This is a genomic window from Providencia rettgeri, assembly GCF_023205015.1.
In the GTDB taxonomy this organism is placed as follows: domain Bacteria; phylum Pseudomonadota; class Gammaproteobacteria; order Enterobacterales; family Enterobacteriaceae; genus Providencia; species Providencia rettgeri_E.
Map to the genome: position 1 here is coordinate 118,843 of NZ_CP096258.1, position 12,716 is coordinate 131,558.

The 12,716-nt window shown below is 40.0% G+C and carries 11 protein-coding genes; 4 read left to right on the forward strand and 7 right to left on the reverse strand.

All coding sequences use genetic code 11. From position 1 onward, the window contains the following. Positions 1 to 222: 222 nt before the first annotated feature. The 6 genes from aroB to M0M83_RS00530 all read right to left on the reverse strand — a co-directional run bounded on the left by aroB (position 223) and on the right by M0M83_RS00530 (position 5,375). On the reverse strand, positions 223 to 1,311 hold the full coding sequence (gene aroB, locus M0M83_RS00505; RefSeq protein ID WP_248467327.1) for a 3-dehydroquinate synthase: 1,089 nt from the start codon (positions 1,309 to 1,311) through the stop codon (positions 223 to 225). Between the two features lie 48 nt (positions 1,312 to 1,359). Further along, entirely contained in the window at positions 1,360 to 1,881 is a 522-nt protein-coding gene (gene aroK, locus M0M83_RS00510; RefSeq protein ID WP_004906592.1) for a shikimate kinase AroK, read from the reverse strand. A 507-nt stretch (positions 1,882 to 2,388) separates the two neighbouring features. Next, positions 2,389 to 3,453, reverse strand: coding sequence for a secretin N-terminal domain-containing protein (locus M0M83_RS00515; RefSeq protein ID WP_248467328.1), 1,065 nt, complete (start codon positions 3,451 to 3,453; stop codon positions 2,389 to 2,391). Continuing rightward, complete coding sequence (locus tag M0M83_RS00520; RefSeq protein ID WP_213914380.1) at positions 3,446 to 3,994, reverse strand: hypothetical protein; 549 nt, start codon at positions 3,992 to 3,994, stop codon at positions 3,446 to 3,448. Before M0M83_RS00520 ends, M0M83_RS00515 begins: the two co-directional genes overlap by 8 nt. Further along, positions 3,987 to 4,532: a PilN domain-containing protein gene (locus tag M0M83_RS21630; RefSeq protein WP_213914379.1), complete on the reverse strand. Its 546-nt coding sequence runs from the start codon at positions 4,530 to 4,532 to the stop codon at positions 3,987 to 3,989. The genes M0M83_RS00520 and M0M83_RS21630 overlap by 8 nt, the downstream gene beginning before the upstream one ends. Before the next feature lie 3 nt (positions 4,533 to 4,535). Then, entirely contained in the window at positions 4,536 to 5,375 is an 840-nt protein-coding gene (locus M0M83_RS00530) for a pilus assembly protein PilM (RefSeq protein ID WP_213914378.1), read from the reverse strand. 116 nt (positions 5,376 to 5,491) lie between these two features. Between M0M83_RS00530 and mrcA the strand changes: the two genes are divergently transcribed. Then, positions 5,492 to 8,008, forward strand: a complete 2,517-nt coding sequence (gene mrcA, locus M0M83_RS00535; RefSeq protein WP_248467330.1) for a peptidoglycan glycosyltransferase/peptidoglycan DD-transpeptidase MrcA — start codon at positions 5,492 to 5,494, stop codon at positions 8,006 to 8,008. Between the two features lie 156 nt (positions 8,009 to 8,164). On the opposite strand, the gene nudE is transcribed toward mrcA, so the two are convergent. After that, positions 8,165 to 8,716 carry an ADP compounds hydrolase NudE gene (gene nudE / locus M0M83_RS00540; protein WP_248467331.1) on the reverse strand — a complete coding sequence of 184 codons (552 nt, stop codon included), beginning with the start codon at positions 8,714 to 8,716 and terminating at the stop codon, positions 8,165 to 8,167. Between the two features lie 327 nt (positions 8,717 to 9,043). Here nudE and M0M83_RS00545 point away from each other — a divergent pair, with 327 nt between their 5' ends. The 3 genes from M0M83_RS00545 (at position 9,044) to hslO (ending at position 12,524) form a co-directional block, all read left to right on the forward strand. Continuing rightward, complete coding sequence (locus M0M83_RS00545) at positions 9,044 to 11,137, forward strand: IgaA/UmoB family intracellular growth attenuator (RefSeq protein WP_125894634.1); 2,094 nt, start codon at positions 9,044 to 9,046, stop codon at positions 11,135 to 11,137. A gap of 64 nt (positions 11,138 to 11,201) precedes the next feature. Continuing rightward, complete coding sequence (gene hslR, locus M0M83_RS00550) at positions 11,202 to 11,612, forward strand: ribosome-associated heat shock protein Hsp15 (RefSeq protein ID WP_125894636.1); 411 nt, start codon at positions 11,202 to 11,204, stop codon at positions 11,610 to 11,612. 39 nt (positions 11,613 to 11,651) lie between these two features. Then, entirely contained in the window at positions 11,652 to 12,524 is an 873-nt protein-coding gene (hslO, locus tag M0M83_RS00555) for an Hsp33 family molecular chaperone HslO (protein WP_213914375.1), read from the forward strand. Positions 12,525 to 12,716 lie beyond the last annotated feature (192 nt).

Consider the following 12,716-nt stretch of genomic DNA (forward strand, 5'->3'; position numbering starts at 1 on the left):
TGTCTCTTATCAGTACAACCTCTTAACGACCAAGCAGGACATTGCTGCTTATTTTTAAAGCATATATTCTTTCGTAACACCATGCTAGCCAAAGTGGTATTGATAATATGCTTTTTAGAATTTCGTTTATAGGTGTAGGCATACCGTATAATTTAACGACTTTAGCGAACATCTACCAGTAACATTTTAAAATGCCAGTGAAAATTCGGCTTTTTTTTCGTTTTATGGCATACAGGATGAGATTGCCGCAATAACAGTTTGCGTATCAACATCTGAACGCATTTCCGAATGGCCAATAGTGGTAGGCAAAATTAAATGCAGTTTTCCACCTATCACTTTTTTATCCCGCATCATATGTGGGAGATAATCATCGGGCTTCATTTGTGAAGGGCCTTTGACGGGAAGTGATGCTCGTTTTAAAAGTGTGACCACTCGCTGAGTTTGTTCAGGAGTAAATTGACCAAGTAATTCTGCTGTTTTTGCTGCCATTACCATACCAGCGGCTACAGCTTCACCATGTAACCAGACGCCATAACCCATATGTGCCTCGATAGCATGACCAAAGGTATGACCTAAGTTCAATAGTGCACGTAACCCACTAGTTTCTTTTTCATCCGCAGCAACAACTTGTGCTTTTAGTTCACAACAACGGCGAATACAGTAGGCCATTGCTTGGTCATCAAGAGAGGCGAGCGCATCGATATTCTCTTCTAGCCAGTTAAAAAACGCACTATCGAGGATAATGCCGTATTTAATAACTTCGGCTAAACCTGAGGCGAGTTCTCTTGGTGGAAGTGTTTTCAAGCAGTTGAGATCAACCACAACAGAAGCCGGTTGATAAAATGCGCCGATCATATTTTTCCCTAGTGGGTGATTGACGGCGGTTTTACCACCGACAGAAGAATCCACTTGAGATAATAAGGTTGTCGGGACCTGAATAAAACGCACGCCACGCTGATAGCTTGCTGCTGCAAAGCCTGTTAGGTCGCCAATGACGCCCCCACCAAGAGCGATGAGGGTGGTGTCACGGTTATGGTGTTTTTCAAGTAATGCGGTAAATACATCATTCATAATGAATAATGATTTGTATTGTTCACCATCGGGTAAAATGATGGTATCAACTTTTACGCCTGAAGATTCAAGGGCATTCTTTATCTTATCGAGATAAATAGGGGCAAGAGTTTCATTTGTCACAACCATTGCTCGTTGGCCCGCAGTTAATGGCCAAAACGCCCCTGTTTGCTGATATAAGCCGGGTGCGATATTGATTGGATAACTACGTTCGCCTAGAGTGACGGTGACTTTTTCCATCTTGCTTTACCACCTTGAGTTCATTTTTGAAAATAACACCTTGAATAATTAGTTTTTTTCTAATAGTTCAATGATTTGGCTGGCAACAACTTTTGCACTTTGCTCATCAGTATGAATAGTAATATCAGCAATTTCTTCATACATAGGATTACGTTCGTCAGCCAGTTTCTCAAGTACTTCACGTGCGGGTTCGTCAACTTGTAGCAGCGGACGCTTTTTGTCACGTTGTGTACGAGATAGTTGTTTCTCAATAGTGGTCTCAAGATAAACAACGACACCGCGAGCGGATAAGCGGTTACGGGTCTCTTTGGACTTAACAGAGCCACCGCCAGTTGCTAATACAATGCCTTGTTTCTCTGTAAGCTCATTGATGATTTTTTCTTCGCGATCGCGAAAGCCTTCTTCGCCTTCAAGGTCGAATACCCAGCCTACATCCGCGCCAGTGCGTTTTTCTATCTCGTGATCAGAGTCGAAAAACTCCATATTAAGCTGTTGAGCCAACTGACGGCCAATAGTACTTTTTCCAGCACCCATTGGTCCAACCAGAAAGATATTGCGTTTCTCTGCCATGTTTTTTGGTATTACTACGATTATTCGTTAATGATTACCCGCCCCGCCAATCAGATTAGCGGCGGGACCTAAACTGAAACCTCATAAGTGATGATGTGAGATCAGATAAGAAAATTATCTCAATACATCAACCTGAATTGCAACTATATAAATATGGCACTAAGCATGCAAAGTGCCATATTTCAAATTACAGGTTTCGATATTTGAGCCGTCTATGTTGTCTAATGCATTGTATATCATTGTTTTTAACAGTTTTTAGCTATTGATATTATCAAGCTATTTCTGCTAAGTGTAGAGCAACATTAATTGTGGCTGTTTTATAAGCGACTGACAGCTTGTTCTTTAATCTACGGATAGTTAGAACACTCAATGGATAACCTTGTATGCTAAAACGACGCCAGCGTCAAATTTATCCGGTAGGTTTATAGCATAAAAAATATTTTTTTTTGTCATCTTTGACTTATTGCGTATTCAACTACTTGAAGTATATGTGTTATTTCTTCAATATTAAATATTGATAAGTTTTGGTGTTACAAAAACAATAAGGACACGCTTATCTGTATGCTCTGCTGTATTTGTAAATAATGCTCCTAGGAAAGGGATGTGGGATAAAAAAGGCAACCCCATCTCTGTTTTTTCTTGTTTTTGCTGAAAAATTCCCCCAAGAATAAGGGTTTCGTTATTTTTAATGGTGACGGTCGTTGCGATTTCTTGCTTATTGATGGCCAAGTGATGATGTTGACTGCTCGTAAGTGCAGTATCAGGCGAGTTATGGCTAATTTTAAGGATTAACTCAATTTTTTCATCGCGTGCAATAGCGGGGGTGACCTCCATCCCCAGTACAGCGTCTTTAAATTGTACGTGTGTTTTTTTTTCACTGCTGGTGACATAGGGGATCTCTGTACCTTGCTGAATACTTGCAGCTTGTTGATGTGAAGCAACTAAGCGGGGGCTTGCAATAATAGAAAGCAGATTCTCTTTTTCTAATGCTTTTAGTTTCATTTCAAGTAACCCATCACTAAGGCTAAGCACATTGAAGGAAAATTGCCCTGATGTTGAAGAATAACGGTTGTAGCGATGTAAATGATTGGCACTCATGTTTCCTCCTGCCATCATTCCCCACTCTAACCCCAATTCTTGTAATGCAGTTCGGCTGCTACTAATGATATGTGCGGTGATTTGTACTTGTTTATTTGGCTTATCTTTATGTTTTATCCATTCATCAATTAGTGCTAATCGCTCTGGGCTATCTTTAATAATGAGGCTGTTTGTCGTGACATCGTGATGGATAGATGCATTTTTTGATAATAACGAAGTCCCTGAATGTTCTAATAGATGACGAACTTCTTCGGCATTGATTGAGATTAATTTAAATATTTTTTCGGTTATTGATGTTTTATTTGGCGCTATCGGTGTGATTACGGCTTCTGAGCCAAGGTGATTTTCTGTTGCTAGAGGTGGTGCTAGCGGTGCAAAAGGATCTCGGATCTCTTCGGCAGAGACTAAAAATGAAGATAGAAAGAAGAGCCCCATAATAATCACCATGGGAATTTTAATTAACGAACTATTCATTGTGGTTATCATCCTTGATAGCGAGAGAGTCGTTGAATAATGAAAATGAGATGGCAGTTACGATAATCCCTTGTTTTAGATATATTTTTATATCATGAAAACGCCATTTTTGGGTTTGAGGAAGGGTAAGAAGCTGTTCTATAACGTGATAAATAGGAATGAAATTGCCTTGGAACTCCATGAAATAGGTATTGATATCAGTTGGTTGTAATTGGTTAAGTGTGACAGATGAATGTGAAAGTAAGGTATTTAACTGTGTAAGAGATTCAAGAGGCGCGTCTTTAATATTAACGGATTGTTTTAATAATTGAGTCTGTTTTTCGAGCTGTTGCAATGAGGGTGAGTGGTGGATAATTTTAGTTTCTTTTGTGATAGCTTCAATTAAATTCAGGTTTTCAGTGGCTAATTCCATAATTTGGTTTTGATTTTCCTTCCAGTGTAAAAAATATCCCGCTGTGAGACAAAGTGCAATTAAGAACCAAAGAGGTAGAGTCTGTTGCCAAAATGGGCGATACCAAAAAGAATGTGTTGATTCACTCATTGGGCTCTCCTTGATATTTGGCCGTTAGGTGTAAACGGTTTAATTGATTCACCCGGCTAATTTTTTTTAATTGAATGTCACTCAAACCAGGGTGATTTTTAAGTTGTAAGCCGAGCGAATTGATATCTTGAAAATCATAGCTGTTAGCTTTGATTTCTATTTTGTTATCCATTAACTGTAGATTTGTTAGCCAGCTTTTGGGGGGCGTTATTGTTGAAAGATTTTGTAAGAGGCCAAGTAAAAATTGGTTATTTACCATGATGTTATCTACCTTTCTTTTTTGGCTCATTAAATGATTAATTTGTGTTTGTTGATCTGTGATTTGCAATGTTAATTGTCGTATCTGTTCGTATTGCAGTTGATTATTCTGCTTTCTATTTTTTAGCTCTTTTATCTCAATTTGTTGAAAAATAAATAAAAATATACATGTTGTAATCACCGAGCAGCAAATCACAGAACAAAAGAGTAAAAACGCTCGGATCTTCTTTTTTATTTGCTGTTGGCGCCAAGGGAGAAAATTAACTTGGTATAGTTCCATCAGTTAGATATCCCCATGACGTAAAGCAAGACCAGCTGCAATTACAAAGTCTCCCAGCAATTGGGGTAACTTAATATTATGTTGTTGAAACGCTTGGCGTAATTCCCAGAGATGAGCTACCTCAGCAGTACGATGAGTATGTTGATGGTCTGTAATGAGGTAGATAGGTGAGGTGGGTGAGGTATTTTCTTGATCAAGAAAAGGCAGTAAATGGGAAATTGTTTGGATGTCAGTGTCTTGCAAATGGTTGTAATTCGCTGGCTGGCTAATTGGCCCAGACCAAAGCCATTCACCTTGTCGGTAATGAACAACCCAGCATTCATCGGGTAAACCCGCATTTCTTGCCACATAGCGTAAAGCGATGGGGGCGACATCAATAGCTAGCAGGTTGAACCCACTTTCAGTAAGTAGGTTTTGCCAAAAAGTAATATCTGACTGGCGAGCCCCATTAAAATAAACTTGTTGCTTGATGACGCGATAGTCGATAACTAGCTCTTGGGCGTGCATTGCAAAACGTTTTTCAGCTTGAGATTGTAAATACCAACCGAGTTCTGGTTGTGGCAAATTAATTTCACTCGGTAATGAAATTTGTTGTTTTATTGTGCGAACAGCAGGTAATGCGAAGGAAACAGAACACTTTTTAGGTAATTTCTGACGCCATTGTAATAAAATATTCAGTAAAATTTTATACTGTTCATGGCTCGAACTATCCGTCAGCTCGAATGGTAATTGTTGTTGCCAACATTCACATAAGTGCCAGTATTGTCTGCGCCGCTTTGCAGCGACTAGCTGTATTTTATCTTGATATAGGTCGATTCCAATGTTCCACTTTGATGTATACATAATTAATTTCCTTATCATTAACAAATAAATTACGTTTTCTATTGTGCTGTATAAGCTTTATACTGTGTGTTAGTGATATCTAAACCCTCTTGTTAGTCGAGCATGGGAATTTTCCGGTGAAGTTCGTAAAATATTTTTTTATTCTTGTTTTTTGTTGCATTTTTTTGGGAACCGCCTCGATTTATGGCATGTATAAATATGTTGAAGGTGAGCTACCTGATGTAGCAACAATGAAAGACATTCGTCTGCAAATTCCAATGCAGGTATACAGCGCAGATAACGAATTGATTGCCCAATATGGGGAAAAACGTCGTATTCCTTTACCGCTGGCAGAAATTCCTCCTTTAATGATAAAAGCGTTTATCGCTACTGAAGATAGCCGTTTTTATGACCACCATGGAATTGACCCCATTGGTATTTTCCGTGCAGTTACCGTCATGGCATCATCCGGTCACGCTTCCCAGGGGGCCAGTACGATCACCCAGCAGCTCGCGAGAAACTTTTATTTAAGTCCTGAAAAAACCTTGATGCGTAAAGCTAAAGAGGCATTTTTGGCTATTCGTATTGAGCAGCTTTTTACTAAAGATGAAATTATGGAGCTGTACCTGAATAAAATTTATTTAGGTAACCGTGCTTATGGTGTCGGGGCAGCTGCATACGTTTATTTTGGTAAGACAGTGGATGAATTGACCCTCAGTGAAATTGCAATGATTGCGGGTTTACCAAAAGCTCCTTCTACATTTAACCCGTTGTATTCATATGACCGTGCGGTCAGCCGTCGTAATGTGGTTCTTTCTCGTATGTTTGAGGAAAAATACATTACTCAAGACCAGTATGAACAAGCAAAAAATGAAAAAATAGTGGCTTCGTATCATGCGCCGAAAATTGATTTTTCTGCGCCGTATTTAGCCGAAATGGCGCGTCAAACCTTATTTGATAAATATGGCGAAGATGCGTATACCGATGGATATAAAGTCTACACTACGGTGATCCGTAAAGATCAAGAAGCTGCCACAACGGCAGTTCGTAATAATTTGATCGACTACGATACGCGTCATGGTTATCGTGGCCCTGCTGAGGTTTTATGGAAACAGAATGAAACGGCTTGGACAGCAGAGCAGATTGTCGAAAAATTGAAAAAAATGCCAGTTTATGGGCCTTTAATGCCTGCAGTTGTGACATCTGCGACTGCTTCAGAAGCGCAAGTGATGTTAGCTGATGGTTCGCAAATTCCTATTACAATGACCGGTGTGCGTTGGGCGCGTAAATTTATTTCAGATACTCAACAAGGTGCCGCGCCAAGAGCTGTAAATGCAGTCATGCAAGTGGGTGAGCAAATTTGGGTTCGAAAAGTTAAAGATAATTGGTGGTTAGGGCAAATACCTGATGCGAATGCGGCATTTGTTGCTTTAAATCCAAATGACGGGGCGATTATTGCGCTAGTTGGTGGGTTTGACTTCAATATGAGTGAGTTTAACCGAGTCACCCAATCATTACGCCAAGTAGGTTCGAATATTAAACCTTTCCTATATACAGCGGCAATGGATAAAGGCCTAACATTGTCATCACTACTGAATGATGTGCCGATTAGCCGTTGGGATGCAGGCGCGGGCTCTGATTGGCGCCCTAAAAACTCCCCACCTCGATATGATGGCCCTATACGGTTACGTCAAGGTTTAGGCCAATCAAAAAACGTTGTGATGGTTCGTGCGATGAGAGCCATGGGGGTGGATTATGCGGCTGATTATCTGACTCGCTTTGGTTTTCCAGCGGAAAATATTAACCGTACTGAGGCGTTAGCGTTAGGTGCGCCGTCATTTACACCAATGCAAATGGTTCGTGGGTATGCCGTCATGGCCAATGGCGGGTATTTGATTGATCCATACTACATTTCGAAGATCGAAAATCATAATGATGAGGTTATTTTCGAAGCCAATCCTAAAATAGCATGCCCTGATTGCACGGATATTCCGGTGATTTATGGGGATACCGAACGCACTATTGCGAGTAAAGGTATTGATGATGAGTCTACCGAGGAAGTGACACAATCGGGCGATAATTCGGAGATACAAGAGCCAACAATGGCGCTAACAACGGCAGCTGACTTAGATGGGAACTCCGCTGACAAATATGCACCTCATGTGATTAATACCCCACTCGCATTCTTAATTAGGGATGCGATGATGACCAATATCTATGGCGAGCCTGGTTGGTCTGGTACCGGTTGGCGTGCAGCGAGAGACTTAGGTGGTCGACGTGATATTGGTGGGAAAACAGGAACAACGAATAGCTCGAAAGATGCGTGGTTTTCTGGTTATGGTCCAGATGTTGTTGCATCTGCATGGATAGGTTTTGATGATAATAGGCGAACATTAGGCCGCGGTGAAGCTGGCGCCAAAAGCGCACAGCCAATGTGGAATGACTTTATGAAGTCAATTTTGGCCGGGGTACCTGTCAAAACAATGAAGCCGCCTAAAGGGGTTATTTCTGTATCTATTGATAGCCGAACAGGTCAATTAGGTTCTTCCCGCCGTGAGTATTTTATTGAAGGAACGGAACCGAAAGAACATGCAGTACAAGAGGTTGGTACGACAATTTCTACGGAAGGAGGGGGGAGCCAAGAGTTATTTTAACGTAATTGTTGGCTAAATTCCCACAATTAGCACCCCATTGTTGATTTTAAACATGGGGTGTTTTCTATAGAGAAAGTTAATATGTCAGCAGGTAATATGGCAATATTCATTAAGGGTTATGGAAATCACATACTGCTGATGCAATAAAATGTATTTTTACTTAATGTTTTTTAAGTAACGTTCTAGATAGAAAAGTGCGCTAATATTCCGAGCTTCGTTGAAATCTGGGTGCTCGAGTAATTCCATCATTCGTGATATTGGCCATCGTTCTTGTTGTAGAGGCTCCGGTTCATCTCCTTCGAGTTTTTCACTGTATAAATCTTGAGCGATAAGGATATTCATTTTACTCGAAAAGTATGAGGGTGACATTGTCAGTTTGGCAAGCTGAATAATATGATTAGCGCCATAACCAATTTCTTCTTTGAGTTCACGCTGGGCTGCTTCAATGGCGATCTCACCGGGGTCGATAGCACCTTTGGGAAAGCCTAATTCATAGCTTTCAATCCCGACAGCGTATTCGCGAATGAGAATGAGGTCATCACCCATGATAGGAACGATAAGAACCGCTTCGCGTTTTGCGGGCCGCATTCTTTCATAGACTCGTTTTTCACCATTGCTAAATTCGAGGTCAACTGATTGAATGCTGAATAATTTTGATTGAGCAACATCTTGAATATTCAAGATTTTAGGTTTTTTTAACTCTGTCATAACGATTTCCGAACAGGATGAGTGAAATCTATTGCTAAAAGTCTATTTTATTGATTTACAGAACGCAGGTTTACTTAGCATGCTCCGTATTTTGAAATCATTATACAACTATGACCTATATCAAAATAAAATGATAGATATTATCGAGTAGATAAAATGCTGTTAGTATAATCATCGTTCAAAAATCGAATGGATAAATAAATAAAATATTTTTTTACAAGATACTGTAATTTAAAATAAAAATCATAAATAGAATAGGAATTGGCTTATTTTTAGAAAGTCTGAGGATTGATATGCTTTTCTTATTCATTTTTCATTGGGGAAACAATGCTGAATCATGTCATTATAACGGCTATAATTGTTATTAGCCTAACTATAATGGCTTCCTTCCTATTTTTTAGGCGGGGGCGGCGTTCTGGCGTCTATCAAATACCTTCTGTCGCGTCACCATCATTTAGAAAAATGATTGATTCAGATTACCAAACCCTCTCTCAGTATTTAAATTATTGCTCTGCTATCTCAATAAATACATCTCAGCATCCATGGCAGATCAAAAAAAATTCAATCATTGCCACGGTTTGTCATTCATTAACGCGTTTTAACTTACGCCAAGAGCAAGGGAATAGCTGGCGCTATTTTATCGATACTATTGAGGTTCAGCTCCCTTCACAACTTGAACCTTTCTTACAACGCCAAAATGTCATGGAGATTGTAGAAACAGACCATTTACCCTTGATCATTTCAATGAACAGCCACTCATTGAAGGATTTCAGCGGTGAATGGCAAACCAGTGTACCCAGTGACTCAACATGGTCTGATGCAGCAATTCAAGAACGCGGTGAACATAGTATTGAGCGATTGAAAGTTCGTAAAGAGACGATTGAAGAGTATCGGTTACACCATTCTACAGGTTGGCTTGGCGCTGCAACTATTTGCTTGAGTTTTTTATTTGGTTATTTAACCCTCGTTTCAATTCCGTTATTACAGGAATCGGGGTTAGTGATTACCATGATTACGTTTATTGTTGGGTTACTTATTCTCTTTCGTTCTAGGATGTTTCCTCGAAAATATCAAGATATTCAATGTATTCGCGGTCAACCAAAGCGCTGGGAGCTTTATGGCGAGCTTGATAAAAAATATTCCACGAATACGTCTATTGCAGGTATTGACTTGCACTATCCCAGCCATTGGGCAAATTATTTAAAATACGAAGAAAACCAAGCTGTTAATATTGATTTTTATACGACAGGTGAGGTGGTTAGACACGGCAAATACCTTTCTTTGCATGAAGAAGAACATTATTATCCATACAAACGGTTCAAAAAGAATGTGTTGATGTTAGTTGGGGCATTATTAACGATGATGCTGATATTTGCCTATCAACCGATGGGGTTACCGATAAAACTTGGTTTTGCTTGGCTAGGTGGCACAGAGAAAATTAAGGTTGATGACCCTAATGATCTCGTTTCTCGGCAGATAAAAATTGGGGATACCTTAGTTGCCCAAGGTAAAGGGATGTGTTACCGCCCTCCAAATTTGAATAAAGAAAACCAAGCGCAATTTGTGCCGTTTGATTGCTCAGGTATTTATTGGAATGATGTTAGTTTACTAACCGAACCCCAATCAGAAGTTGTTGAGCGCTCAATAACATTGCTTGATACTGTCAAAAGCCAGTTGCATCCAGATAAAAATTCGGTAGGTGTTAACCCAAGACTACAGCGCGATATTATGAAATCAGGGATGAATATTATCTTTGATTTTTCAGCTATTATTTTGGGAACAGAGCAGCTGTGTCATAATTCTGATAATTGCCTAAAATTAAAAAATGCACTGACAAATCTAGGAAGTACAGAGGATTGGCCTACTTTAGTAAAAAAAGCGGCTGCGGGAAAATTAACAGGGGCTCATGTTTTATTACGTGCAGGTAGTGCCGAGGCCTTGGAAAACATCGTGGAAGACACCATATATGATTTTATCAGTACAGAAATAGACAGAGAAGTGCGTAAAATTAATAGCCCTCCCCCTGGTGGTGTTTTATTAATTAGTGATGAAAATAAGCCTTTAGTTGATTCGATACCGGGAACTTCTTTTAATGAGCAATCGCCACTACAGCGCTGGCAAGAGTTGCAACGGTTATCAAATCTTCTGATCAATACACCGTTCAATATTGAAGGGGTTATTACTCATTTATCCGTAGATGCCAATGGCACATTGCAGATTGTGTTGCATGAAGAACCCAATGCAAAAGTGGTATCTCAGTATATATGTAGTACGCTTTTTATGCTGTTTTTGTTGGTGTGTGCACTGTTAAATGGTTCGTTGATTGTGCTACGTGTTTTGAATAATAAGAAGCGTTTGCGTAATATCACAGAATATTATGATAAGTGTTTTGAGGCTAATCCCCCTCCCTATCGTCGATAGTATCATCCCGAAAATCGAGGGAGCCTCTTCTTAGTTTGATTCAGACTTATGTCGAGGAGGCCCCATGAATCAATCCACTATAGAACCTGTTCGCCTTGATAAATGGCTGTGGGCTGCGCGATTCTATAAAACGCGTGCAGTCGCTCGTGAAATGATTGAAGGCGGTAAAGTCCATTACAATGGACAAAGAACTAAGCCTGGAAAAATTGTTGAGCTGCATGGAATCGTTAAACTTCGACAAGGTAATGATGAACGTACGGTTGAAATCATGCAGATCAGCAGCCAGCGCAAAGGTGCACCGGAAGCACAGTCATTGTACTGTGAAACCGTAGAAAGTATTGAACAACGAGAGAAAATGGCACAAGCGCGTAAGATGAACGCACTGACGATGCCACATCCAGAGCGACGTCCAGATAAGAAAGAACGGCGTACTCTGTTAAAGTTTAAACAAACAAATTCTCATGAGTCGTCTTAATGACGGCCTGAGCAACAGTCAAAGCAATAGAGAGATATTATGGCAAACCAAGACTCACTCCACCGTTTTTTATTTGAACAACATTCTGTTCGCGGAGAAATGATTAGTGTGGATGAAACCTTTGAACACATTTTAGAAAACCATGACTACCCAACTGCGGTAAAAGGTTTGCTAGGAGAGTTACTTGTTGCAACCAGTTTATTGACGGCAACGTTGAAGTTCGATGGCGATATTACTGTTCAAATCCAAGGCGATGGTCCTGTCAATTTGGCGGTTATCAACGGCAATAATTTACAACAGATGCGTGGCGTTGCCCGTGTAGATGGTCCCGTTGTAGCAGGTAGCACCCTGAAACAGATGGTTGGTAACGGTTTTATGGTGATTACCATTACACCGAATCAAGGTGAACGTTATCAAGGGATTGTGGCGATCGAAGGGGATTCTATCGAAGAAAGCATTGATGCCTATTTCCGCCAATCCGAGCAATTACCAACCCGTTTATTCATCCGCGTGGGTGAAGTGGATGGGAAACCAAGTGCAGGTGGCATGCTGTTGCAAGTTTTGCCTGCAGCAAATGAAACTAGCCATGATTTCTTTGAACATTTAGTGCAACTGACGGCCACAATTAAAGGCCAAGAGCTGAGCACATTAGATGTGAAAGAGATTTTACATCGTCTTTATCATGAAGAAGATGTCACGCTATATGACCCACAATCTGTCGAGTTTCGTTGTACTTGTTCAAGGGAGCGTTGTGAAGGTACGTTAGCCACCTTGCCGAAGGAAGATGTTATCGAGATTTTGCACAAAGATGGAAAAATTGATATGGAATGTGAATTTTGTGGCTCACACTATGTATTTATTGAATCTGATCTTCAAGGGTTAAATAATGAGCTAAATCAGCAACTTCACTGATACGATTTAGCAACCTAATTATGTGACAAGGGTGCAATTCTGCACCTTTTTTTTATAATTTTAAAGCATTATTACGTGCTCTAAGTCTCATTATGAATTAAAAAAAATTATACATTTTCAATTCTTTGATAGCAATCGCTGTTAATTAGTCGTAAAGAATTATGATCATCCGCAGATTAGTTATGTTTACCA

Coding starts and splice junctions, on each gene's coding strand:
- aroB (WP_248467327.1), bottom strand. CDS start 1,311: ATGGAAAAAGTCACCGTCACTCTAGGCGAACGTAGTTATCCAATCAAT.
- aroK (WP_004906592.1), bottom strand. CDS start 1,881: ATGGCAGAGAAACGCAATATCTTTCTGGTTGGACCAATGGGTGCTGGA.
- M0M83_RS00515 (WP_248467328.1), bottom strand. CDS start 3,453: ATGAATAGTTCGTTAATTAAAATTCCCATGGTGATTATTATGGGGCTC.
- M0M83_RS00520 (WP_213914380.1), bottom strand. CDS start 3,994: ATGAGTGAATCAACACATTCTTTTTGGTATCGCCCATTTTGGCAACAG.
- M0M83_RS21630 (WP_213914379.1), bottom strand. CDS start 4,532: ATGGAACTATACCAAGTTAATTTTCTCCCTTGGCGCCAACAGCAAATA.
- M0M83_RS00530 (WP_213914378.1), bottom strand. CDS start 5,375: ATGTATACATCAAAGTGGAACATTGGAATCGACCTATATCAAGATAAA.
- nudE (WP_248467331.1), bottom strand. CDS start 8,716: ATGACAGAGTTAAAAAAACCTAAAATCTTGAATATTCAAGATGTTGCT.
- M0M83_RS00545 (WP_125894634.1), top strand. CDS start 9,044: ATGCTGAATCATGTCATTATAACGGCTATAATTGTTATTAGCCTAACT.
- hslR (WP_125894636.1), top strand. CDS start 11,202: ATGAATCAATCCACTATAGAACCTGTTCGCCTTGATAAATGGCTGTGG.
- hslO (WP_213914375.1), top strand. CDS start 11,652: ATGGCAAACCAAGACTCACTCCACCGTTTTTTATTTGAACAACATTCT.